General features: G+C 62.5%; 21 protein-coding genes. 12 read left to right on the top strand and 9 right to left on the bottom strand.

What is annotated here, in order from left to right:
• Together PJL15_RS21665 and PJL15_RS21660 are read right to left on the bottom strand one after the other, a co-directional pair.
• Positions 1-201: PfkB family carbohydrate kinase (locus PJL15_RS21665; protein WP_281453192.1), on the bottom strand; the 201-nt coding region annotated here is incomplete at its 3' end.
• A gap of 37 nt (positions 202-238) precedes the next feature.
• Complete coding sequence (locus PJL15_RS21660) at positions 239-1,012, bottom strand: GntR family transcriptional regulator (protein WP_281453191.1); 774 nt, start codon at positions 1,010-1,012, stop codon at positions 239-241.
• A gap of 135 nt (positions 1,013-1,147) precedes the next feature.
• On the opposite strand from PJL15_RS21660, the gene PJL15_RS21655 reads away from it, so the two are divergent.
• Together PJL15_RS21655 and PJL15_RS21650 are read left to right on the top strand one after the other, a co-directional pair.
• On the top strand, positions 1,148-2,599 hold the full coding sequence (locus PJL15_RS21655; RefSeq protein ID WP_281453190.1) for an MFS transporter: 1,452 nt from the start codon (positions 1,148-1,150) through the stop codon (positions 2,597-2,599).
• Positions 2,600-2,662: 63 nt separating this feature from the next.
• Positions 2,663-3,655 (top strand): nucleoside hydrolase, encoded by a 993-nt coding sequence (locus PJL15_RS21650; protein WP_281453189.1) that lies wholly within the window; start codon positions 2,663-2,665, stop codon positions 3,653-3,655.
• A 70-nt stretch (positions 3,656-3,725) separates the two neighbouring features.
• Here PJL15_RS21650 and PJL15_RS21645 read toward each other — a convergent pair whose 3' ends face one another.
• Complete coding sequence (locus tag PJL15_RS21645) at positions 3,726-4,478, bottom strand: ArsR/SmtB family transcription factor (protein WP_281453188.1); 753 nt, start codon at positions 4,476-4,478, stop codon at positions 3,726-3,728.
• Between the two features lie 384 nt (positions 4,479-4,862).
• On the opposite strand from PJL15_RS21645, the gene PJL15_RS21640 reads away from it, so the two are divergent.
• The 5 genes from PJL15_RS21640 to PJL15_RS21620 are packed head-to-tail and all read left to right on the top strand — an operon-like array spanning position 4,863 to position 11,183.
• A complete protein-coding gene (locus PJL15_RS21640; protein WP_281453187.1) occupies positions 4,863-6,923 on the top strand; it encodes a beta-galactosidase in 2,061 nt (686 codons plus the stop codon).
• The gene (locus PJL15_RS21635) at positions 6,914-7,894 is read left to right on the top strand and encodes an ABC transporter permease (protein WP_281453186.1); all 981 of its coding nucleotides are present in this window, start codon (positions 6,914-6,916) and stop codon (positions 7,892-7,894) included. Before PJL15_RS21640 ends, PJL15_RS21635 begins: the two co-directional genes overlap by 10 nt.
• A gap of 41 nt (positions 7,895-7,935) precedes the next feature.
• Positions 7,936-8,805 (top strand): carbohydrate ABC transporter permease, encoded by an 870-nt coding sequence (locus tag PJL15_RS21630; RefSeq protein WP_281453194.1) that lies wholly within the window; start codon positions 7,936-7,938, stop codon positions 8,803-8,805.
• Between the two features lie 5 nt (positions 8,806-8,810).
• The gene (locus tag PJL15_RS21625) at positions 8,811-10,460 is read left to right on the top strand and encodes an extracellular solute-binding protein (RefSeq protein WP_432443849.1); all 1,650 of its coding nucleotides are present in this window, start codon (positions 8,811-8,813) and stop codon (positions 10,458-10,460) included.
• 6 nt (positions 10,461-10,466) lie between these two features.
• Positions 10,467-11,183, top strand: coding sequence for a YesL family protein (locus PJL15_RS21620; RefSeq protein ID WP_281453184.1), 717 nt, complete (start codon positions 10,467-10,469; stop codon positions 11,181-11,183).
• On the opposite strand, the gene PJL15_RS21615 is transcribed toward PJL15_RS21620, so the two are convergent.
• From PJL15_RS21615 to PJL15_RS21600, 4 genes are all read right to left on the bottom strand, one after another.
• Positions 11,180-12,517: an amidohydrolase family protein gene (locus tag PJL15_RS21615; protein WP_281453183.1), complete on the bottom strand. Its 1,338-nt coding sequence runs from the start codon at positions 12,515-12,517 to the stop codon at positions 11,180-11,182. The genes PJL15_RS21620 and PJL15_RS21615 overlap by 4 nt on opposite strands.
• A gap of 147 nt (positions 12,518-12,664) precedes the next feature.
• Positions 12,665-13,168, bottom strand: coding sequence for a DinB family protein (locus PJL15_RS21610; protein WP_281453182.1), 504 nt, complete (start codon positions 13,166-13,168; stop codon positions 12,665-12,667).
• Entirely contained in the window at positions 13,165-13,596 is a 432-nt protein-coding gene (locus PJL15_RS21605; RefSeq protein WP_281453181.1) for a VOC family protein, read from the bottom strand. The genes PJL15_RS21610 and PJL15_RS21605 overlap by 4 nt, the downstream gene beginning before the upstream one ends.
• 35 nt (positions 13,597-13,631) lie before the next feature.
• Complete coding sequence (locus PJL15_RS21600) at positions 13,632-14,402, bottom strand: SDR family NAD(P)-dependent oxidoreductase (RefSeq protein ID WP_432443848.1); 771 nt, start codon at positions 14,400-14,402, stop codon at positions 13,632-13,634.
• A 180-nt stretch (positions 14,403-14,582) separates the two neighbouring features.
• Here PJL15_RS21600 and PJL15_RS21595 point away from each other — a divergent pair, with 180 nt between their 5' ends.
• A complete protein-coding gene (locus PJL15_RS21595) occupies positions 14,583-15,272 on the top strand; it encodes a hypothetical protein (protein WP_281453179.1) in 690 nt (229 codons plus the stop codon).
• A gap of 4 nt (positions 15,273-15,276) precedes the next feature.
• Here the strand turns inward: PJL15_RS21595 and PJL15_RS21590 are convergent, their stop codons facing one another.
• Positions 15,277-15,783, bottom strand: a complete 507-nt coding sequence (locus tag PJL15_RS21590) for a GNAT family N-acetyltransferase (RefSeq protein WP_281453178.1) — start codon at positions 15,781-15,783, stop codon at positions 15,277-15,279.
• A gap of 26 nt (positions 15,784-15,809) precedes the next feature.
• On the bottom strand, positions 15,810-18,155 hold the full coding sequence (locus PJL15_RS21585; RefSeq protein ID WP_281453177.1) for a glycoside hydrolase family 3 N-terminal domain-containing protein: 2,346 nt from the start codon (positions 18,153-18,155) through the stop codon (positions 15,810-15,812).
• A 197-nt stretch (positions 18,156-18,352) separates the two neighbouring features.
• On the opposite strand from PJL15_RS21585, the gene PJL15_RS21580 reads away from it, so the two are divergent.
• From PJL15_RS21580 to PJL15_RS21565, 4 genes are read left to right on the top strand one after another with little or no spacing between them, the layout of a single operon-like run.
• The gene (locus PJL15_RS21580; protein WP_281453176.1) at positions 18,353-19,489 is read left to right on the top strand and encodes a Gfo/Idh/MocA family protein; all 1,137 of its coding nucleotides are present in this window, start codon (positions 18,353-18,355) and stop codon (positions 19,487-19,489) included.
• 24 nt (positions 19,490-19,513) lie between these two features.
• Positions 19,514-20,470 (top strand): PmoA family protein, encoded by a 957-nt coding sequence (locus PJL15_RS21575; protein ID WP_281453175.1) that lies wholly within the window; start codon positions 19,514-19,516, stop codon positions 20,468-20,470.
• 1 nt (position 20,471) lies between these two features.
• The gene (locus PJL15_RS21570) at positions 20,472-21,218 is read left to right on the top strand and encodes a cupin domain-containing protein (protein WP_281453193.1); all 747 of its coding nucleotides are present in this window, start codon (positions 20,472-20,474) and stop codon (positions 21,216-21,218) included.
• 25 nt (positions 21,219-21,243) lie between these two features.
• Complete coding sequence (locus PJL15_RS21565; protein WP_281453174.1) at positions 21,244-22,266, top strand: LacI family DNA-binding transcriptional regulator; 1,023 nt, start codon at positions 21,244-21,246, stop codon at positions 22,264-22,266.
• The last annotated feature ends 179 nt before the right edge of the window (positions 22,267-22,445 follow it).

The following is a 22,445-nucleotide window of genomic DNA, read 5'->3' as shown; positions in this document are numbered from 1 at the left end:
GGAACGGCCCGCGAGCCGGGCCGCGGCGACTGCCTGGTTGGCGCCCTTGCCGCCGGGCTGCTGGCGGAGGACGGCGCCGCCAACGGTTTCACCAGGGGAGGGGAGGCGACTTGCGGTGGCCGTGATGTCGAGGTTGATGCTGCCCACCACCGTGAGGGTGGAAGGGGAAATGGGCGCAGCAGGGTGAACGGGGGTGCTCATGGGAAATCCTTAGTGGTGGGTCAGTTCAGGGCGAACTTCAGGAGGACTGGATGACGGAGAGGTGACCGGCCTTGGCTGCCACGAGGCATTTGGCCAGGTAGAAGGGTGCGCCTTTGCGGCGGACGTACTGGGTGAGGACCAGCACGGGATCGGACGGGCGCAGGCCGAGCAGCTTTGCGCGGCTGGGGCCGGCGGTGCTCAGGCTGATTTCGCATTCGCCCGGCCCCAGGGACAAGCCCGGGAGTTCGCCGAGGACCTCGAGGAGGGTTGATGCGGAAAGCGTGGGTGCCTCGGCGGCTTCTGTCAGTGCTGGGGCCTCGGGGATGTCTTGGGCAACATTTTCCTGAAGATGCGCCACCGGCTCTCCGTCCCGGATGAGAACGCTCTCCCAGAACCACACGTCCTTGCCAGGTTCCACGCCGATACCTGGGGCCACGAACTCGGACGCGGGCTGCTTGATGGCGGCCACGCGTTTGACCTGGATGTCCTGGTCGGGGCCGCCGAGCAATTGGTCGAACGGGCGGATGTGTTCGATGCCGATGCGGGGCAGTGAATCCGCCACGAACCGTCCAACTCCACGGCGGGCACGGGTGAGTCCGTCTTCTTCCAGCAACATCAGCGCTTCCCGGATCACGGTGCGGCTGACGTCCATCATGTTGCCCAGTTCGGTCTCTGTAGGGAGCAGTGATCCGGGCGGCAGGATCTTGGTGCGGATCGCTTCGGCGATACGGGAGTATGCGGCGACGCGAAGGGGCTGCCCGGGCTGGGTGTTGATGGGCCGGGACAGGAACTGGACGGCGTTGTCGGTCAAGGGTGCCTCACTTGGAATGGGTTACCGACACTGTACCGGATGACTGTGACAGGTTGCACAAGCTCGTAATACATGCTTGTATAACAACTCACATCTCGTGGCGCCGCCCCGCGCCCTCGGACAAAGGAGTTTGATGTGAACATCCCCAACACCACAGGCCAGCAGACGGTAGACCCGCAGTCGGCAGCCTCAGCGCAGTCCCCTGCAGCAACGGATGAAGGCCGGATCCACGGCAAAGCTGCGGCACTGCTCATCTCAACGCTGGTGCTGGCTGTGCTGGCTTTCCAGCTCAACGCCAGCATGATCACCCCCGCGCTCCCACACATCGGCTCCTTCTTCGGCGAAACCCCGGAAGCCGTCGCCCAGGTCCAGTCCATGTTCTTCCTGGCCGGTGCCATCTCAGGACCTGTGATCGGCCGTTGGAGCGACTTCATCGGCCGCCGAAACGCGCTGCTTCTGGTGCTGGCGATCATGGGCGCCGGAACTGTGCTGTGCATTTTCGCCCCCACCTTGCCGCTGCTGGTCGCCGGCCGTTTCATGCAGGGTGTCTCCAGCGCCATCTTCGCCTTGTCCTACATCGTCCTGAACGAATACCTGCCTGCCCGGCTTTTCGGAACTTCGATCGGCATCATCGCAGCCATCAACGGTGGCGTTGGCGGTGTGGATGGCTACTTCGGCGGACTCATGGCCGAGACTTTGGGATTCCAGTCGATCTTCGTCGCAATCCTGGTCCTGGCCGCGATCGCCGTGGTCTGCGTCATCAAAGTGGTGCCGGGCGGTAAGTCCGCCGTCGCGCCGGGCCGTATGGACTGGTGGGGAGCGGGTTCGCTGTCCGTGTTCCTGGTCTTCATCACCTACTTCGTCTCCACGGGTTCGTCCGCTGGCTGGACCTCACCGTCCGCCCTGGGGCTGCTCGCAGGCAGCATCGCTTCCTTCACTGCTTTCTGGCTCATCGAAAAGAAGCGCGAAACTCCTTTGGTAGCCGTGCACCATCTCCGTTCCCGCCAGGTGTGGCCGGTCATCGCCACCACCGTCCTGACCCTCGCCGGAATCTTCGCCATCATCAACTTCACAGTGGTGCTTATCAGCCAGGACAAGGAGAATGGCTTCGGTCTGCCTGCCTCGGTCGCGGCCCTGCTCTTCCTCACCCCTGCCGCGTTGATCGGTGTGTTTGCCGCCCCGCTTGCCGGCTGGATCGCCGACCGCCGCGGTTGGATCAAGACAGTCCGCGTTGGTACCGCCACCAGCCTCGTGTGTGCAATCGTGGCGGCCCTGTTTGCCGATAACCAGATCGCGGTCCTGATCGCCATTGCCGCACTGGGCATCTTCTACAACGGATTCTTCCTTACCGCCATCAACGGCCTGTCCGTGCTGCTCTCGCCCAAGGAAGCACCCGCCGCGTTGCCGGGCATCAACGGAGCCTCCTTTGGCATCGGGGCGAGTCTCGGCGTCGTGGTTGTTGCGCCGTTCGCCGGGCAGGGCACCGCAGCCGGGTACTCGGCGGCGCTCTGGATTTCCGTGTCCATCACTGCCGTTGCCTTCATCGTCAGCCTGTTCATCGCCGCACCCAAGGGCGAAAAGATCTAACGCACGACGCCGGTCCGCCGGCTCTGCGCCTAACTCACCAAGACACACCTGAAACGAGAGACCATGACACAGCCTGCCCCCTTCTTCCTTGACTGCGATACCGGAATCGACGACGCCCTGGCCCTTGCCTACCTGTTGGCATCCCCTGGCGCGGAGCTCGTGGGAATCGGAACGGTGAGCGGGAATGTGAGTGCGGCCGGGGGTGCGAAAAACACCCTGGACCTGTTGAAGCTGGCCGGGCATCCGGACATCCCCGTCGCTGTTGGCGCCCACGATCCACAGGTCGGCACTTTCCATGGCGGTGCTCCGCATGTCCATGGCGATAACGGGATTGGTGGGGTGGACCTGGCTCCCTCCGACCATGAGCCCGTGGAGGCCAGCGCGGCCGAACTCCTTGTCCGGTTGGCCCACCAGTACGCGGGCGAGCTGCGCCTGGTGGCCATCGGTCCGCTGACCAACATCGCCCAGGCCCTGCGGCTGGAGCCTGCGCTGCCACAGCTGATTGCCGAGGTCACCATCATGGGCGGCGCAGCGCTGGCGCCGGGCAACATCACAGCCGTTGCCGAGGCGAACATCGCCAATGATCCCGAGGCTGCCGCCGAGGTCCTGGCCGCGGACTGGAACGTGACCCTGGTGCCGCTGGATGTCACCATGACCAATGTCCTGGAGGAAAACCACCGCCAGGAACTGCTGGCAACCGAGCACCCTGTCTCACAGGCGCTTGGTGAAATGCTGGGCTACTACTTCGGTTTCTACGTCGATATCTTCGGCCGGGCGTGCTCTGCGATGCACGACCCCCTTGCCGCGGCGATCGCCGTCAGGGGAGTGGAACTTACTGTTGCGCCCACCGTCCGCGTCCAGGTGGACACCACGGACGGCCCGGGCCGCGGCCAAACCGTGTGCGATCTCCGCGGGCAGTACGCCGGATTCCCGGAACAGCGTGGCGCACGGTGCCGTGTTGTGCTGGAAATCGGCGAGGATTTCGCTCCCCACCTGCTCGGTACTTTGCAGGCGGCCTGGCTGACCGAGGAAGAGGCAGCAGCGCCCGTCGCCTGACTGGCGGGAAACTGAGGCATCGACGACGACGGCGGCAGCGGCCCGCCGTCGTCGTCCTCGTTTAAGGCGTTTATGCGTACATGAGCGAGCCCGGCGTGGTGAGTTTCTCACCGGTCTCGAGCCAGGTTTTCAGGCCGGAGAGAATCATGGGCCAGCCGCCGTAGAGCTGGTCGTTGGCGCCTTCGCGGAGCTGGTCGTGCGTGACGGTGAGGTGGCAGGAATCTCCCACGGGTTCGATCTCCCAGGTGATCCGCGATGTCCCTTCAGCCTTGACGTCCTCGCCCCACAACGCCGTCATGGTCTGGACGAGCCTGCGGGGAGGATCAACCTCGATGTTCTCGCCCTCGCCCAAAGGCGCATCTGCCTTCGGATTGCGCATTTCGAAGCGGCTTCCCGGTGTCCAGTCCGAGGTCAGCGTGTTTCCGAACTGGTACTGGCTGCGGATTTCACTGTCGGTGATGGCTTCCCAGAGCTTTTCCGGAGTGGTCTTGATGTAAATCTCGAAGATCTTTTCCATGGGACTTTCCAATCTGGATTTGAGGTCGCTGAGGGCAGCGGCCCATGGTTCTGCGTATTTGCTCACCCAGCGGTCGTGGATGAGGCGGATCGGGACCGGGTTCAGGAAGTGCAGCTTTTCACGCCCCCGACGGCGGACGACCACCAATCCGGCATCTTCCAACAGTTTGAGGTGCTTTGCGATGCCAAAACGGGTCATCTCGAACCGGGCTCCGAGGGCGGTGGCCGACTGGCCGTCCTGACGGAACAACTCGTCCAGTAGTTCCCTGCGGGTGGGGTCTGCCAAGGCCTTGAACACGGCATCCATGGGAAAAGAATAGGTGACTATTTGGTCACGTGTCAACGGTTTTCTTGCGGTTTCCGCGAGATCGCCGGAACGTGGCCGACGTCGCTGGTTCTTTGCGGGGTGGATCGCCGGCTTCCCGCGACGTCGTTGATCCCGCAATCAGCTCCGAAAGTTTCCGAACAATTATCGAAACTATGAGAAACAGTGCGGACCGATTCCCCAGTTTCTCAAGCATTTCCCTCGCACTGGACGTCAAAAACCGTGTCCGAGCCTGACTATTAGGCCCATAAGTTACTCCCGAGTTTCCGATATCAGACTGTTGTTATTGCTGAAACTTTACGATAGTTTCTCTCTGTGATGTGTGTCGCACTGTATATCGGGGCGGCGAAGCTCGAGTGAAGGACAATGATGACCATCCACCCTGAGGACCTGCGGACTGCCGAGGTGCGGCTGCATCAATTGCACCAACGATTAGGCGGCGTTGCCTACGGCGGCGATTACAACCCCGAGCAATGGCCCCGCGAGGTTTGGCTTGAAGATGCCAAGCTCATGCAGCAAGCCGGGGTGAACCTGGTGACGCTGGCTGTGTTTTCCTGGAGCCGTCTGGAGACGAGCGACGGCGTCTTCGACTTTGAATGGCTGGACACGGTCATGGACCTGATGCACCAGCACGGCATAGGCGTGGACCTGGCTACACCTGATGCCGTACCGCCGGCGTGGCTAGTGGAGCAGTATCCGGACATCATGCCGGAGCGTCCTGACGGCAGCATTTTCGGCTTTGGGTCACGCCAGCACTTCGACGTTTCGCACCCCGTGTACACGGCCAAATCGCTGGCCCTGGCCGAGAGGATGGGGGAGCGCTACGCCAACCATCCTGCGCTGTGCATGTGGCATGTGGGCAACGAGTACGGTCCAGTGTCCTACGGGCCTTGGGCTGAAAAGGCCTTCCGGGGATGGCTGCAACGGAAGTACTCCTCGCTCGACGAGCTCAATGAAGCGTGGAGCACCTCCGTCTGGGGCCAGATCTACTCGGACTGGAACCAGGTCCGGGTCCCAGCCCAGCCCCGAACGTGGTCCAACCCGTCGCGCCGCCTGGATTTCCACCGCTTCACCTCGGACAGCATGCTGGAGCACTTCAAGGCCGAACGTGACATCCTTCGGCGCCACAGCCCGGACTTGCCGATCGTCACCAACTTCATGCGCTTCTACAAAACCAACGACTACTGGGCATGGGCGGCAGAGGAAGACGCCGCGGCCCTGGATATCTATCCGGACCCCCGCGAAGAGGATGCGCATATCGCTGCCGCGGCGAATTTTGACCTTATGCGCTCCCTCCGCCAAGGACAGCCGTGGATGGTCATGGAGCAGGCCACCGGGGCGGTGAGCCAGTGGTCCATCAACGTCTCCAAGCTTCCGGGCAAGATGAGGCTCGGGTCCTACCAGGCCATCGCCCAAGGCGCAGACGCCATCCTCTTCTTCCAGTGGCGTCAAGCCAAGGGCGGCACGGAGCGCTACCACTCGGCGATGGTGAACCACGCCGGCCCCAACACCCGGATCTTCCGCGAAGTCAGTGAGCTTGGACAGGAGTTGAAGTCGCTCAACGGACTGACGGGCACCCGGTCCACGGCCAAAGTGGCCATCGTCTTCGACTGGGATTGCTGGTGGTCACTGGAATTGGGGAACTCGCCGCGCTCGGACCTGAACTACGCGCAGGAAGTGCTGCGCTTCTACCGGCCGCTGTTCCAGGCGAACGTGACCGTGGATTTCGTCAATGCCCACAGCGACCTTTCCCCGTACGGCTTGGTGATATTGCCGGCGTCGTACCTCCTCACCGATGCGGCCGCCAAAAAGTTCGAAAACTACGTCACCAAAGGCGGACGGCTTATCGTCTCCTACTTGTCGGGCATTGTGGATGAGAACAACACCATCCGCTTGGGCGGCTACCCGGGGGCGCTGAGAAATGTCCTGGGCGCCTGGAGCGAAGAGATGCATCCGCTGGCCCAAGACGGCGAGCAAGTAAAGCTAACCACTGCCGACGGGGGCACTTACTCTGCGGATTATTGGACGGAGCATCTGCACGCCGAAACAGCGCATGTCGTGGCGAGCTACTCCTCCGGCCGGCTCTCCGGATCGCCGGCTGTGACGCGCAACCCGTTCGGGCAGGGAACCGCACTCTACCTGTCTGCCCGGGTTGATGACCGCCTTTTCCAACAACTGCTCGATGACGAACTCCTCTCGGCCGGAGTGGAGCCGGTATTGGACGCGCCAGCCGGAGTCCAGGTCCGGCGTCGTTCCGGCAACGGACTGAACTTCCTTCTGGTCCTCAACCACAACGACGCGCCCGTCCAGGTGGATGTCCTCGACGGCGGCATCGACCGGATCAGCGGGCGTCCAGTTCAAGGGCCGGTAGAGGTCCCCGCGAACGGAGTCCTGGTTATCGAAGAAGGAGCAGGTCCATGGCACTGAGTTTGGACTCCACCCCGAAGGTAGTGCCGGGGGAGAAGCCCGGTAACCCGAAAAAGCGGCGCGACAAGCACGGAAGCTGGAGGGTAGCCATCAAACGCGATTGGCGTTTGTACACGCTTTTGGTGCTGCCGCTGTTGTATCTCCTGATCTTCAGGTACCTGCCGATGGTGGGTAACGTCATTGCCTTCCGTCAGTTCCAGCCCGGCGGCAGCATCTTCGGTGAGAAGTGGGTCGGCCTCAAATACGTCACGCTGTTCATCAACGATCCGAGTTTCTGGCAAGCCTTTCAAAACACCATCATCCTGGGCGTGCTGACGCTGGTCTTCTGCTTCCCGATGCCGATCATTTTTGCCCTGATGCTCAACGAGCTGAGGTCGCAGAAATTCAAGAAGTTCGTGCAGACCGTGGCCTACCTGCCGCACTTCATGTCAGTGGTGATTATCGCCGGCATGATCCTGCAGAACTTCTCCATGACGGGCACAGTGAACCAGATCGCTGAGTCGCTGTTTGGTCATACCGTGAACTTCACGCAGGATCCAGGCTGGTTCCGTCCCATGTACATCAGTTCCGAGGTGTGGCAGACCATGGGGTGGGGAGCGATCCTCTACCTCGCCGCGCTGACCCGGGTGGACGAATCACTGTACGAGGCGGCGCGGATCGATGGGGCGAACCGCTGGCAGCAGACCTGGCATGTGACGTTGCCGGCTATCAGGCCCACCATCATTACCCTGCTCATCCTGAACATCGGCACGTTCATGGCCGTGGGTTTCGAAAAGATCCTGCTGATCTACAACCCGCTCAATTTTGCAACATCTGATGTCATCTCCACCTACCTGTACCGGGTGGGCCTGGAATCCAGCAACTTCAGCTACGCGGCCGCCATCGGAATGTTCGAATCCGTCATTGGCCTCACACTGATCCTCTCAGCGAACGCGGTTTCAAAGCGCCTCGCAGGAACGAGCCTGTGGTGAACAAGTCTTCAATAGCCGATCGCGGAGTCCTGCTGAAGGACATGAAGATCTCCCGCGGAATGCGGATCTTCCGGGTCTTCAACCTTGTGTTCCTGTTGCTGGTGGTGTTCCTGACGATGTATCCGTTCCTGAACATCATTGCCCAATCGTTCTCCAGCGAAGGGTTCATCAACGCCGGGCAGGTGAACCTGTTCCCGATGGGCTTCAACACTGAAACCTACAAGGTGATCCTGGCGGACTCGGCATTCTGGACCAACTACGGAAATACGCTGCTGTACACGGTGGTGGCTACGGCCATCTCGATGGTGTTGACCACGTCCTTTGCCTATGCCATCGCAAAGAAGGAACTCAAGGGTCGCAGCGTTTTCATTGGCCTGGCCGTCTTCACCATGTTCTTCAACGGTGGACTCATCCCCAACTACGTTCTCATCAGCTCGTTGGGAATGCGGGACACGATATGGGCCGTGGTTCTGCCGAATGCCATCAGCGTGTTCAACCTGCTCATCATGAAGTCCTTCTTCGAAAACATGCCCAGGGAGCTGGAGGAAGCAGCCTCGATTGACGGGCTCACGCAGTATGGAATCCTCTTCCGCGTAGTACTCCCGCTGAGCAAGGCGATTGTGGCCACCATGGTGCTGTTCTACGCGGTGGCCAACTGGAACTCCTGGTTCCAGGCATTCCTTTACCTCGATAATCCTGATCTCTTCCCGGTGACCATCTATCTGCGCAACATGATCGCTGGAGTCACCACAGCCGGATCGGCCGGCGGCACCGCGGAAAACGTGGGCCAAATCGCGGCAAACATTCAGTCGGTGACAATCGTGCTCACCGTCCTTCCCATCCTTTGCGTCTATCCCTTCGTCCAGAAGTACTTCTTCTCGGGCGTGATGCTCGGTTCCGTCAAGGAATAACCCTCATGAAAGGAAATCCAATGATCACCAAACGAGAGTTTCGCAGAAGAGACTTTCTGGGCCTCGCATCCGTTGTCACCATCGGGCTGATGATGACCAGCTGCGACGCGGACAGCAAGGACAAAGTGGACACCTCCAAGTCCCGCAATGGTGCGATGGAGGGTTTCAAGGTAGGTGACACGTTCAAGGCGACGGTGCCATTGACGTTCAGTTTCCTCTTCTCCGACCAGCCCACCTACCCGTACAAGAAGGACTGGCTGCTGTTCACCAAGATGGCCAGTGACAACAACGTGACGCTGGAACCCACCATTGTTCCCAACAGCGACTACGAACAAAAGCGCAGCCTCCTCATCAGCTCCGGCAGTGCGCCCGAGATCATCGCCAAGACCTATCCGGGACAGGAGTCGGCGTTTGTCTCGGCTGGTGCAGTGCTTCCCGTCAGCGACTACGTGGACTTGATGCCGCACTACCAGGACAAGATCAAAAAGTGGAAGCTTGAGCCCGAGATCGAGGCCCTCACGCAGGAAGACGGCAAGTACTACGTCCTTCCGGGCCTGCATGAGGAACTCTGGCCCGACTACTCCCTGTGCTTCCGGAAGGACGTGCTGAAGAAAGAAGGCCTTTCCGAGCCCACAACCTGGGACGAGTTCCGCGATGTCTTGCGGTCGCTGAAGAAGGCTTATCCCGACGTCGTTCCCTTCTCCGATCGATTCAAGGGGGACAGCGTGCTGAACATCGCGGGCGTCGCTTTCGGCACGGTGGCCGGTTGGGGCCTCGTGGACGGTTTGTTGTTCGACAAGGACAAGAAAGAGTTCGGGTTCGCCGCCGGCTCGGACAAGTTCAAGGATCTGGTCACGTACTTCAATTCCTTGGTGTCGGAAGGGCTCATGGATCCAGAGAGCTTCACGCAAACGGACGATGCAGCCATCCAGAAGTTCGTATCCGGCAAGTCGTTCGTCATCAGCGCCAACTCGCAAAATGTCATTACGTACCGCACATCCATGGAGCAGTCCCTGGGCAAGGGCAACTTTGAAATCGGCAAAATCACGGTGCCGGGCGGCCCCGCCGGTGACATCATCGGAGGCACCCGACTGGAGAACGGGATCATGCTGAATTCTTCCGTCAAGGACAAAGATTCCTTCGTCGCGCTGATCCAGTACATCGACTGGCTGTTCTACAGTGACGCCGGCCAGGAATTCAGCAAGTGGGGCGTAGAGGGAACCACTTTCACCAAGGAAGGCGGCAAGCGCAAACTCGCGGCCGACATCAACTTCCAGGGCCTCAACCCCTCCGGAACCAAGGATCTCCGGGTGGACTATGGGTTCTCGGGCGGCAACTTTGCTTATGGAGGCACCACAGACCTGCTGCAGTCCACGTTCAACGAAGAGGAGTTGGCCTTCCAGGAGGCCATGAAGTCCAAAACTCCGCGGCCTGTGGCTCCGCCCGTGCCGTTCAGCGACACTGACCGGGAGCAGGCAACCTTGGCGCTCACGCCGCTCAAGGACCATGTAAAGCAGAACGCGCTGAAGTTTGTGACCGGCCAGCGACCCCTTGGCGAGTTCGATGCCTACGTCAAGGAGCTCGACAGTAAGGGCCAAAGCAAATACGTCGAGCTGGCAAACAAGGCGTACAAGGCGTACGCGGACAAGAAGTAGTTCCTGATGGCAGGCAGGAAGCCGGAATTCGGATCGGGATCATTGTTCAGAGCCGCCGGCAATGTGTACGGCGTCATGATGGGCGATGCCCTTCTGGTGCTCGCCAACGTGCTGGTGGTTCTCATGCCGCTGTTGATCGGCGTACTCGGGCCCGTGGCGTTGCTTGGGTTTGTCCTGGTTGGGCCCTCCGTTGTGGCTTCCTGCTATGCCTTCAATCGCCTTCTCGCAGGTGCTGATCGTGGAGTGTTCCGCGATTTCCTGACCTCGTACCGCCTGAACTTCAAGCAGGCGCTGCTGGTGTCGCTTCCCTACATGCTGTTCCTCGGTGCCATCGCATTCAACCTGAGCGTCCTGCCGGGCTCCTTGGATGCTGGTTCGTTGGGTTCCGGCGCGCAGGTCGCCGCTCGAATCGGTCTGGTGGGGCTCGCACTCCTGGTCTGCACCGCAGCCATGAACGCGATGCTTCTCCTTTCCCGCTTCTCGTTCCGCACACGGGATATCTACCGCCTCTCCGTGTACACGGTGGGTGCGCAAAAGAGGGTGTCGTTGGGCACCGCTGGGATCCTCTTCGTCAGTGCCTTCGTTCTGGGGCTGACGACGGTTTGGTTGGTCCTGTTTATCGCAGGACCGGTGCTGTACCTCGTATGTCTGAACTCCCGGCCTTTGCTGGCCACGGTTGAAGACAAGTTCACCGTGGCCGCGATGCCCAATGGGGCCAACTAGAGGTTGGTTCGGACAACGGCACCCTGCGCGATCACGGTGCTCACCTTTTCCAGGGCGGAACCGTCGGTGAGCGGGTCGGCGTCGACAATGACGACGTCGGCCAGGGAGCCGCGTAGCAGACGTCCCACGCTGTCGCCCTGGCCAAGCAAACGTGCCGCGTTGGTTGTGGCTGCCTGCAGCGCCTCAAGCGGAGTCAGGCCCGCTTCGGCGAGCAAACGCACCTCGGTTCCGATGGGGGTGACGTCGGTACCGAAGGAGTCGGTGCCGGCGATAATCGTGACTCCTGCGTCTTTCGCTCCCCGGACGGCGGTTTGCAGGATTGGCGTGTATTCCTTCCCGCGTGCCGCCAGGATCGGGTTGGAAGACGTGGCCATGCTTGTGATGGCATCCATGGTGGGTGTGAAGTAGGTGCCGCGGCGTGCCATCTCGTGGATGGTCTCCTCGGACATGAACACGCCATGTTCAATGCTGCGAACGCCCGCCCGGACGGCCCCGTCGATGCCCTCCGCACTGTACGCGTGGCACAAAACGCCAGCCCCCTTGGCTGCCTTAACGATTGCCCCGATTTGATCGACGTTGTAGACCAGCTCGCGGGGGTCCTGCTCAGGGATGCCTGCCCGGGGGTTTGCACGCGTCTTGATCACCTCGGCACCCCTCTTGAGGTTGATGCGGGTGAGGTATGCGAGGTCCTGCGTCTCCTTCACGCCGTCCTTGAGCATGGCCAGCGGGGCCAAGTCCGGATCGGCAAGGAGGGAGTCTCCCTGATCGGGTGAGATGAACAGGCCCGCCGGGGTCATTCGCGGAGTCACGCCCGGAGCCCACGACGGCACGGCGGCCATGGCAATGTCCTGATAGAACGTGCTCGATCCGCTCCGGACGCTGGTCGCTCCACCATTGAGCAGCAAACGGGCATCGGGCAGTGCGTTGGCGTGGACGTGGGCGTCCACGAGACCCGGAAGAACCCAGCGGCCGGAAGCATTCAAAACGCGGGCGCGCTTCACGACGGCGGCGACGGCCTTCCGCGTGGCGTCCCGGCTTCCGACGGCGGCCACCTTTCCGCCATCGAGCACCACAACCCCGTCGGCCACAGCGTCACCGGTCTTGGGGTCCACCACTGTTCCGCCCTCAATGATCACCGCTTGGACAGTGAGGGGTTTCCCGGGGTAGTTGGTACCCGCGTTGGGGTTGTCCGCCAATGCTGGGGGAGCAGAGACCATTTGCGCGGCGATGCCCGCCACGGAGATCCCGGCCAGCGCGGCGGCTCCTGCGAGGATGCCCCGGCGGGGCAACTCACCTTGGGGTTTGGGGGCTGAGGTGTGGTCGTGAAGGCACATCGTTGTACTCCTGGGTGGAAATTGGCCGAATCGCTACCGGGGCGGCGGTAGGCTGTTTGGTATTCCAGAATGACATCGATAAAACCGAATGGCAAGGAAATGAAGCTAGATTGAATCTGGGCAATCGTATTTGGTATGCCAGATGGGTTAGTTCGAGCTGGCCCTGATCTGTTCCCGCAGGATGTCAGCATGCCCGCAATGCTGAGCCAGTTCCCGCAGCATGTGCAAGTACACCCAGCGGAGGGGGAGCGGCCCGCGGCGGTTGCCCATGAGAAGGTCATCGAGGCCCAGTTCGGCTGCCGCCTTCCTTGAGGCCTCGCAGGCCTCCGAGTGGGCTGCCCGAATGCTGGCAATCGTGTCGCCTTCTTCCAGCATGAACGACTCGTCAGGCGTGGCCGGGATCCCAATTTCGGTCCGGGGCCTGCAGGTGATAGCTTCGTCGAACCACACCTTTTCCACGAAAGTGGCGTGTTTCAACAAACCCAGAAGCGTCGTGCGCGACGGGACCAGCCGCCGTCGTGCTTGTTCCTCGGTGAGACCGTCGAGGCTGGAGTTCAAGGCGCGGCGGTGCTCGTCCAGGAACGTCTCGAACTGCGTCCGGAGGTCTTGGTTGATGACGTCGTCAGCGAACGTCGGAGGGAAGACGCTCATCCGAACACCACCGTCCCCTCATCGTCGATCCGCCAGCCGGGGTTATGCGCAATTTCCCAGACAATGCCGTTGGGATCCTTGACGTGGCCGTGGAAAATCCCGCCGAAAGCGCCTTCCTGCGCTGGTTTTACCAGGGTGGCGCCAGCGGTCAAAAGTGCGTCGATGGTGCTGGAAACCTCCCCGGCGCTGCCAACGTTGTGGGAGAGCGTCACGCCGCTGACACCGCCAGTCGTCTTGCCGTCGGAGAGGTCCTGGTCGAACTTTTCGGCGTCGAAAAGCCCCAGCACTTGGCCGGGTGCGACCTGGAAGAAGATGATTTCGCCGGGCACGTCCATGAGCGGCTCCCAACCGAGCCCGTCCTGGTAGAAGGCACGGGCCCGGTCAAGATCAGGCGTGGCAAACGTTATGAAATGCAGTCGCTGGTCCATACGGACATGCTAGCGACACGGTACGACGGCGGAACCTAGCTAAGGTGCTGACGGGCGCCGTTCAGGTGGGAAGCCGGTGCGTCGAACAGCGCGGCAATGTGCTCGGCAAGTTCGTTGACGTGGGTGTAGCCGGGGAACTTGCGGTGCGGTGCAGCTTCCTTCATGGCGTCGTCCAGCAGGGCCTTTACGACGAAAACCACAGCAGCCGATGTCTGTTCCTTGGGCTCTGTCTTGTGGCCGGCCTGGGCCGCATTGAAGCCGTCCGCAACTCCCAGGACCCATGCTTCGGAAGCGGCCTTGATGGCCGAGTACCCCGCGCCGCCCGCGGTGGGGCTGGCTGCGGCCGTTGCGGAAACGATGGCCAGGCGGCCCTTCGGTGATGCTTCCAGATCCGGGTAGAAAGCCCGCGAAGTGTTCCGGAGCGTGGTCATGATGCTGGTGTGGAGGACGTCCCAGTCCTCATCCTTTTGGCCAGTGATTCCGTCGCCACCACGCCAACCGCCCACGAGGTGGATAAGGCCATCCACTGGACCGAGATCGCTCCGGACCGATGCCGCGAGCTTCTCCACCGACTCAAGGTTCGCCAGGTTGCAGGTGTAGGGGACGACGCCGTCGTGGTTCTTGGCGAGTTCCTCCAAGCGGGTGGCGTCAAGGTCGACGGCGGCTACGCGGGCTCCCGCTGCAAGAAGCGCGGCCACGACGGCCTGGCCGGCCGCACTGGTGGATCCGGCCACTACAACGTTCAAGCCGGCGGTGGATGCCACGTCGTTGTGGTCATTCGAAATCGGCACTGTAAGTCCTTCCATAAGGGTGATGATGGTCGGAAGGAGCCTATCCGGTGGGCAAGGTGGACTAACGCATAAATTGCGTTAGGACAAGATGGTCTAATGCTAGATGAGTCCTTGGCGCAGTAAGCGCGCCTAGGGGTGTCGCTCCTTGAATCCCAGTTGTTGAGGGGTGGTTAGCGGCGGTGGGAGGATGGAGCAGTGGAACCCCTCTTCGACTTCCTTGGCAGTTACTGGTGGCTCATCTTTCCCATCGGCGGTATGGCTGGTGGGTGGGCGAGGTCGTGGTCCAAAGCCAGCGAGGAGCGCCACCGCCGAAAGGTTGAGCTGTTGAAGCTGCGCAACCAGCTCGCTGTGCACGAAGAAGCAAACCAGGCTGAAGTCGTTTCGCTGATGGCCGCCCACGAATCCGTGAACCACAGATGGCTCGACTACGAGCTCGACGTCGGGAACTTGATCGATTTCCCCCTCATGACCGACGTACGTGAACCCCTCACGGTGGCCTTCCTGCGGGCCAAGAAGGAAGCCGACGGACTCCGGCCGGGAGCACCGGAAGAGATTTCGACGCCGGCCCGGCTCGCCGAATACCGTGCGGCCGTCCACAGCTATGAGCTGGCCTTCGATGTGGCCGAGCGTGAGGCCAGACGAATCAAGGATGGCAACTTCACAGGCCCAGAGCGGCAGCGGCTGGCGACAGCCAGGAAACTGTTGCGCATCGCCGAAGACACAGCAGCTACCCCGGCCGAGCGGCAGACCGCCTACAAGCGTGCCCGGAAGGAACTCGATGGCCTGATCGTCCTCCCCGAAGCGACGGTCGCTGCGCTGGAAGGCAAAATCGCCGGAATGCTGGATACCAGGAAAGACCCGGACACGGACGTTCGGTTCGCGTGACGTCTCAAGTCGCCCCCAGCTCCACCCCCATCACGGTCCGCACGATCGGGCCGTCCATTGAGTCTTCAAGGTGCCGCATCCCAAGGTTCCCGGCTACCCGGCGCGAGGCCTCATTCTGTGGGTGGATGATCGCCACGAGCAGCTCGACCCCCACCACATCGCGGGCAAATTCGCGGCACGCGGTGGCAGCTTCCGTGGCGTAACCCCGACCCTGCAGTTCCGCGCGCACGTGGTAGCCAACCTCCAGCTCGGATCGGCCATTAACGTTCTGCCACGTCAGGCCGCAGTCGCCGACGAATCCGCCGTCGGGGGTTTCGACGATCCACAACCCGTACCCGTGGCTGGCGTAGTTCGCCTGGTTCCACCTGATCCAGGCAGCGGCTTCCTCGCGGGTTTTCGGCGCCGGGTAAAAGGTCATGACGGCGGGGTCGCCGAGCATGGCACTCATCGCGTCGAGGTCAGCCTCAGTCATTTCCCGGAATCGCAGGCGGGCCGTCGGATGGGGGAGCACCCCCACAGCCTACCGAGCCGCTCTGACTACCCCAAGCTGCGCACGTGCACAGGAGTCAGCATCTCGCGATCGAACCCCACCACGCGCCGCGGGCCATGCAGGATCACCTCGTGGGTGGCGGCATCCGAGGTGCTGGAGGTGGAAACGTGAAGCTTCACCAGCCCTGGCGTCACTACGCGCTGCAGGTCCAACCCCGTGAAGGAAGTCCGGTCGGCATGAACCGTGAAGACCACCTCGGCGGAAGCCCCGGCGGCCAGCTCAACCCGTGAGTAGCCGATGAGCTCGCGGACGGGGCGCACAACTTCGCCCACGGGATCCTCCAGGTACAGCTGGACAACCTCTGCGCCATCACGGGATCCGGTGTTCGTGACCGAACAGCGGACGGTGACCGAGTCCGACGTCGACATCGCTGGTGCGCTGCTTTCGTGACCCGCCAATTCAAAGCTGGTGTAAGACAAGCCATGCCCGAACCCAAACAGCGGCGACGGGTCCAGCGCACTGACTTCGGTGAGTCCCGCGAGCCGTGAGTGCAGGTAGGTGCCGGGCTGGCCACCCGAGGTGCGTGGGACTGAGACGGGCAGCTTGCCGGACGGATTTACGACGCCGGCCAGGACGTCCCAGAGCGCGTCGCCACCCGCTTCGCCCGGGAAAAAGCCCTGCACGATTGCGTGGGCACGGTCCACGAAGTCGCCGAGGGCATACGGACGGCCGCTGAGGACCACCACCACGGCGCGCGATCCGGACTCGGCGCACGCCGAAAGGATACGGTCCAGCATCCGGTGCTGGTCTCCCGGAAGACGGAGGTCGGCGGCGTCGTTTCCTTCGCCTGAGGTGCCGCGACCGAACAGGCCGGCGTTGTCACCCACCACAATTACGCAGGTGTCCACGGAGCTAGCTATGTGGCACGCCTCTGCAATTTCTTCCTCCGTAGCGGACTCGCAATTGCCGGTGACGGAGCTGAGTACGGGGCCGAATTGCCCGGCCGCTGCCTCCGACACCGATGGAACGGAAATGCCCATTGGGACCTCAGGGTGCGAGGCGCCGACGTGGGCATCAAAGGAGTAGCAGCCCAGCATCGCGTACGGGTCATCTGCCAACGGTCCAACTACGCCAACCGAACCAGTGGTAGGCAATGGGAGCGCTGGAACTCCGTCAAAGGATCTGTTGCTTAGCAGGACCAGAGATTGTGCTGCCATCTCACGCGCCAGGGCACGGTCCTCGGCGGTATCCAAGTCGATGTCGGCAGCCAACGCCAAAGGAGCGGCGGAGAAATCGGGGGAGAGCAGCCCCACTTGGGCTTTCTGCGTGAGCACGCGTCGGAGAGCCTGATCAATGACGGATTCATCAAGAGCACCTTCGCGGACGCGGGCAAGGAGCGGCGCGCCGTAGCAGTTCACTGTGGGTAATTCCACGTCCACGCCCGCGGACAGCGCCAGCACTGCGGCATCGCCTGAGTCTGCGGCTACGCCGTGGGTCACGTCGAGGAACGCAACCCCGAAGTAGTCGGCGACCACCGTGCCTGTGAAACCCCACTCCTCACGAAGCAGCCCGGTCAGAAGGGCGCGGTTCGCCGCGGCGGGTACGCCGTCGACGTCGGTATAAGCGTGCATCACCGACCGGGCACCACCGTGCCGGAGTGCCATTTCAAAGGGCGGCAGCATCACGTCGGCAAGCTCGCGGGGGCCCATGGATACGGGGGCGTGGTTGCGGCCGGCCTGCGAAGCGGAGTAGCCCACAAAGTGTTTCAGGGTGGAAACGATCCCGGTCGATTCCAAGCCCTGAACGTAGGCGGTGGCCACGGTACCCACAAGATAGGGGTCCTCGCCGATGGTCTCCTCCACGCGACCCCAGCGGAGATCGCGCACAACGTCCAGCACCGGAGCCAGGCCCTGGTGCACGCCGAGCGACCGCATGCTCTTGCCGATCCGGGAGGCCATCTCGTGCACCAGCGCGGGGTTGAACGTGGCGCCCCATGCGAGCGGGACAGGGAACGCCGTAGCTTTCCAAGCCGCCAAGCCAGCCAGGCATTCCTCGTGCACCTGGGCAGGAATGCCGAAGCGGGATGCGGCCATGATCTGCTCCTGGGCTGCCGCCAGCCGACGCGCGCCCTCGGCAGGCTCCAAGGGAACGGTGCCGTACATTCGGGTGATCTGCCCCAGGCCATCGGCGATGATGTCGTCCCAGACGCGGGTGTCTCCGGCCATTTGGCTCTGCAGCGGTGCCACGGAATCGCCGTCCGTTGAGGCGTTGACCCACACACCTGCCAACTGGGCGAGCTTTTCTTCGAGGGTCATTTCGCGGATGAGGTGCTCCACCACGTCTGACGCTGGAACACGGGCAAGTGCGTGCTGATCGGCGGCGCCGGTGCTCACAGGCTTCTCCTTGGGATCTGGGTAGTTCTAAGAAACTATCAGAAACTTTAATTACCTTGCTAGGGCAAATATTGGTTGATTTATGAGGATATTCTCCCTAGCGTTGAGACAACGGTTCGTCAGATTGATCTGATGGACAAGTCGAAAATCAGAAACTTTCGGACATAAACTTCCCACTTCTCACCGGAGAGACTCATATGCAGACCTACAAAGTGGCCATCGTCGGAACAGGCGGGATTGCAGCAGTTCACGCGTCCAACCTGTCCCGCACCAACAACCGGGCCGAATTGGTGGCCGCTTGCGACGTCGACGACGCGCGCCTGCAGGCCTTCGCGGACGAGCACGGGATCACCGGTCGCTACCAGAGCCTCACCGAATTGCTGGCCGAAGCGAAGCCAGACATCGTGCACCTCTGCACGCCGCCCATGATGCATATTGACCAGGCGATCGAATGCCTGGAGGCTGGTGTCCACGTCCTCTCCGAGAAACCACCGGCACTCAGCCTCGCCGACTTTGACCGGCTAAACACCGCAGAAACCGAGGGCGGCGCACAGTTCTCCTGCGTGTTCCAACACCGGTTTGGCGACGCCTCAGCCGCAGCCCGGACGTTGATCGGGGGCACCGACTTTGGCCGCCCCCTCGTCGCCCGCTGCGATACCCTCTGGTACCGGCCTGACGAATACTTCGACCTGCCGTGGCGCGGCACTTGGAAGGCAGAGGGCGGCGGTCCAACCATGGGCCACGGCATCCACCAGTTCGATCTTCTCCTCCACCTGCTCGGCCCATGGGAGGAGGTCAACGCCATCGCCTCACGGCAAGCCCGCGCCACGTCCACCGAAGACCTGTCCGCCGCGCTGGTCCGCTTCGAAAACGGTGCCGCTGCCACAGTCATCAACTCCCTGCTCTCGCCGCGCGAAACCTCCGACATCCGAGTCGATTGCGAATTCGCCACCATCGAGCTCAGCCATCTTTACGGTTACGCCACCAAGGACTGGACCATCACCGCCGCGCCCGGACATGAGGATGCAATCTCTGCCGCTTGGACCGGACAACCCCTGGAGCGGGGCAGCGGCCATTCGGCTCAGTTCTTGGCCATGTATGACGCGCTCGACGCCGGACAGCCGCTCCCAGCCGGCGCGGACTCAGCGCGGCAGACCCTGGAGTTCGCTGCCGCGATTTACGCCTCAGCTTTCACCGGACAACCCGTGCGTCGTGGAGACATCGTCCCCGGCCACCCCTTCTACGGGGGAATGGATGGCGAAGGACGCGGCACGCGTGCCCTGGACTCCACAGCCCTGGGTTCCACTGCACTCGCGTCCGCGGCACGGGCTTGATTCCACACCTGAACGGAGAACCTTATGACAACCCAGCCCACATTGACCGAAACGCTCACCTATACCGACGACGGTCGCACCCTGACCTTCACGGTGGGAGCCCAGGACATCGCCAGCTACACGTACCTTCCCGAGGACGATCAATACGAAAGCCCCCGCCCCTACTTCCACCCGCTCACCACGCTGGAAGGCGACGAGGTCACCATCTCCAGGCCTTGGGACCACGTCTGGCACAAGGGGCTTTCCTGGGCTTTGCCGAACGTTGGAGAGCACAACTTCTGGGGTGGAGCCACCTATACCAGGGACACCGGTTACGCGAACCTGGACAACAACGGGGCCATGAACCACCAGGCGTTCACGTCCATCGAAGAAGGCGCCTCCGCGATTTCCGCCACCGAATCCCTGCTGTGGACAGGTCAGCCCGTTGAGCCCGGACAGGAGGGGACACCCCTCATCAGGGAACAGCGCAGCTTCACCATCGAGCTCCTGCCGGCCGTCAACGCCTGGGCGATCCTCTTCCAAACCACCATGGAGAACGTATCGCGCACCACCATAAGTATCGGCAGCCCCACCACTGAGGGCCGCGAGAATGCAGGGTACGGCGGACTGTTCTGGCGCGGGCCGCGGTCCTTCACCGGCGGCGAATTCCGTTCGGAAGCAGGGGCCGGCGCCGACGAATTCATGGGTACCCGTTCACCATGGATCGCTTTCACGGGCCAGCATGATGTGAGCTGCAGGAAGTCCAGCATCCTGTTCGTGGAGGACCAGGCAAACCCGGGCGCCTCCAACCAGTGGTTTGCGCGATCGTCCATGTTCGCGTGCCTGGGATCTGCTCCGTTCTTCAGCGAAGAAGTCCCGCTGAAGGAGGGCGAGCCGTTGACGTACCGCTACGCCGTCGTGATTGCCGATGGAGCCCTGGATGAGGACCGGTCGGCCGCGCTCGCCGCTGCCGCCAAGACAGCACTGAATGGCTGGACCTAGGATGGTCAATTCGTTCCCCGGTGCCACGGCAGTGTCGGAGGTCAGTATCTACGACTGGCCGGGCCTGGATGGGGCGGCGGGCGGGTCCCCGCATCTGCATACCGCGTCCACCGAGGCCTATGTGGTCCAGCAAGGTACCGGCCGCTTGGAAACGTTGGACTCCCGTGGCTTCACCTCCACTCCGTTGGCTCCCGGGAAGGTGGTGTGGTTCACGCCCGGCACCGTGCATCGGGCCATCAATGATTCAGGTGACCTGAGGGTGCTGGTGGTGATGCAGAATGCGGGGCTGCCGGAGAATGGCGATGCCGTGATGACCTTCCCACCGGAGCACCTGGTGGACGCCGACGCCTATGCGCGGGCCGCGTCCCTTCCCTCAAAGAACGCCGACGCCGGCGACGCAGCAGCAGAGGCGGCGGCGCGTCGTCGTCGCGATCTGGCTTTGGAAGGTTACCTGGAGTTGAAGGCTGCTGTGCAGGCTTCCGGCGTCGGGGCGCTCGCCTCCTTCCATGCTGCGGCCGCGCGATTAGTGCGGGGCAAGGCCGGCGTCTGGCGGGATTACTTGGCGGGGGGAGCGGAACAGCAGGCAGAGCTCACCGGTCAGCAGCTGGACTCTCTCGATGCCATGGAAAGTTTCTACTTGCAGGGCGCGAGGACTACGATGGGCGAACGGAAAACCCGCAGGATTTACGGCATGTGCGGCCGGATCCAAGCGTGGGAACTTTCCGAAACTGACATCGCCAGGGGGTGATCCCCGGCTGGAAAGGTGGGGACCGATGGTGACCAAGCAGGACTCGGGGCGGGCCACGATCAGTGAGATTGCCCGGGAAGCCGGCGTTTCGGTGCCCACCGTTTCCAAGGTCCTCAACGGCCATGCCCATGTTGCGGCAGCCACGCGGGCCAGGGTTGAAGAGATTATCGCCAAGCGCGACTACGCCCGCCGGCCGGCCAAGCGGAGCAAGAAAGCCGGACTGGTAGACCTCGTGTTCCCGGGCATGGGTTCGGAGTGGGCCTGCGAGATCATTGAAGGCGTGGAGCGGGTTGCCCAGGAAGCCGGCTACGGCACCGTGGTCAGCAGCCTCGCCCTGGACGGTTCCCGGATTCGTCCGTGGCTGGCGAACCTCGCGGAGCGAAAGTCCGACGGAGTGCTGCTTGCCGTTTTCGGACTGGACTCCAAGCAGATCCAACGCATCAAGTCCTTGGGTATCCCCGTCATCCTGATCGATCCCGTGGGTCAGCCCGGCCCGGACCTCATGACGGTGGGCGCCGCCAACTGGGACGGCGCCTTCTCGGCCACCGAGTATCTCCTGAAGCTCGGTCACTCCCGGATCGGCATGATCGGCGGGCGGGAAGACCTCCAATGCAGCGGTGCCCGCGAGGACGGTTACGTTGCTGCGCTGAGGCGCAGTGGGGTTGAGGTAGACCGGTCGCTGATGGTGCCCGGCGACTTTTCGACCGAGTCCGGTGCGCGCGGCACGGAGGCGTTGCTCTCCCTGGACGATCGGCCCACGGCGATCTTCACCGGAAACGATGCCCAGGCGCTCGGTGCGTACCGGGCTGCCCGAGCGGCCGGGTTGCGGATTCCCGAAGACCTCTCGATCATCGGCTTTGACGACATTCCGGCTGCTGAATGGATCGAGCCCGGCCTCACCACCATCCGCCAGCCCGTGGTGCAAATGGCCGAGACCGCCATGCGGGCACTCCTTCGGCATCTTGAAGGCGACGAGGAGTTGCCGCAGCGGATTGAGTTGGGAACAGAACTTGTGGTGAGGGGCTCAACCGGCGAGCCCCAGGCCTAGGCTGTTCCGCCGTCTGGCTAGCCCCGACCCATGCTCGTCGAGGGGTCGCCGCCGCCTTCGGAGGGATCCGCGCGCAGGTCGTCGGGGTCTCCGCTGGGCAGCCCAGCTGCTGTCCCTTATACACCTCTGACGCTGCCGACGAGGAGCGCCTCGTGTGGATCTCGCGTGCCCCCGTTCCT

The organism is Paenarthrobacter nitroguajacolicus (genome assembly GCF_029952445.1).
In the GTDB taxonomy this organism is placed as follows: Bacteria; Actinomycetota; Actinomycetes; order Actinomycetales; family Micrococcaceae; genus Arthrobacter; species Arthrobacter nitroguajacolicus_B.
The sequence above is the reverse complement of the archived record's forward strand: the minus strand, read 5'-3'. Positions and strand labels throughout refer to the sequence as shown.

Coding starts and splice junctions, on each gene's coding strand:
- PJL15_RS21650 (WP_281453189.1), top strand. CDS start 2,663: ATGACACAGCCTGCCCCCTTCTTCCTTGACTGCGATACCGGAATCGAC.
- PJL15_RS21645 (WP_281453188.1), bottom strand. CDS start 4,478: ATGGATGCCGTGTTCAAGGCCTTGGCAGACCCCACCCGCAGGGAACTA.
- PJL15_RS21640 (WP_281453187.1), top strand. CDS start 4,863: ATGATGACCATCCACCCTGAGGACCTGCGGACTGCCGAGGTGCGGCTG.
- PJL15_RS21635 (WP_281453186.1), top strand. CDS start 6,914: ATGGCACTGAGTTTGGACTCCACCCCGAAGGTAGTGCCGGGGGAGAAG.
- PJL15_RS21630 (WP_281453194.1), top strand. CDS start 7,936: ATGAAGATCTCCCGCGGAATGCGGATCTTCCGGGTCTTCAACCTTGTG.
- PJL15_RS21625 (WP_432443849.1), top strand. CDS start 8,811: ATGAAAGGAAATCCAATGATCACCAAACGAGAGTTTCGCAGAAGAGAC.
- PJL15_RS21620 (WP_281453184.1), top strand. CDS start 10,467: ATGGCAGGCAGGAAGCCGGAATTCGGATCGGGATCATTGTTCAGAGCC.
- PJL15_RS21615 (WP_281453183.1), bottom strand. CDS start 12,517: ATGTGCCTTCACGACCACACCTCAGCCCCCAAACCCCAAGGTGAGTTG.
- PJL15_RS21610 (WP_281453182.1), bottom strand. CDS start 13,168: ATGAGCGTCTTCCCTCCGACGTTCGCTGACGACGTCATCAACCAAGAC.
- PJL15_RS21605 (WP_281453181.1), bottom strand. CDS start 13,596: ATGGACCAGCGACTGCATTTCATAACGTTTGCCACGCCTGATCTTGAC.
- PJL15_RS21600 (WP_432443848.1), bottom strand. CDS start 14,402: ATGGAAGGACTTACAGTGCCGATTTCGAATGACCACAACGACGTGGCA.
- PJL15_RS21580 (WP_281453176.1), top strand. CDS start 18,353: ATGCAGACCTACAAAGTGGCCATCGTCGGAACAGGCGGGATTGCAGCA.
- PJL15_RS21575 (WP_281453175.1), top strand. CDS start 19,514: ATGACAACCCAGCCCACATTGACCGAAACGCTCACCTATACCGACGAC.
- PJL15_RS21570 (WP_281453193.1), top strand. CDS start 20,472: ATGGTCAATTCGTTCCCCGGTGCCACGGCAGTGTCGGAGGTCAGTATC.
- PJL15_RS21565 (WP_281453174.1), top strand. CDS start 21,244: ATGGTGACCAAGCAGGACTCGGGGCGGGCCACGATCAGTGAGATTGCC.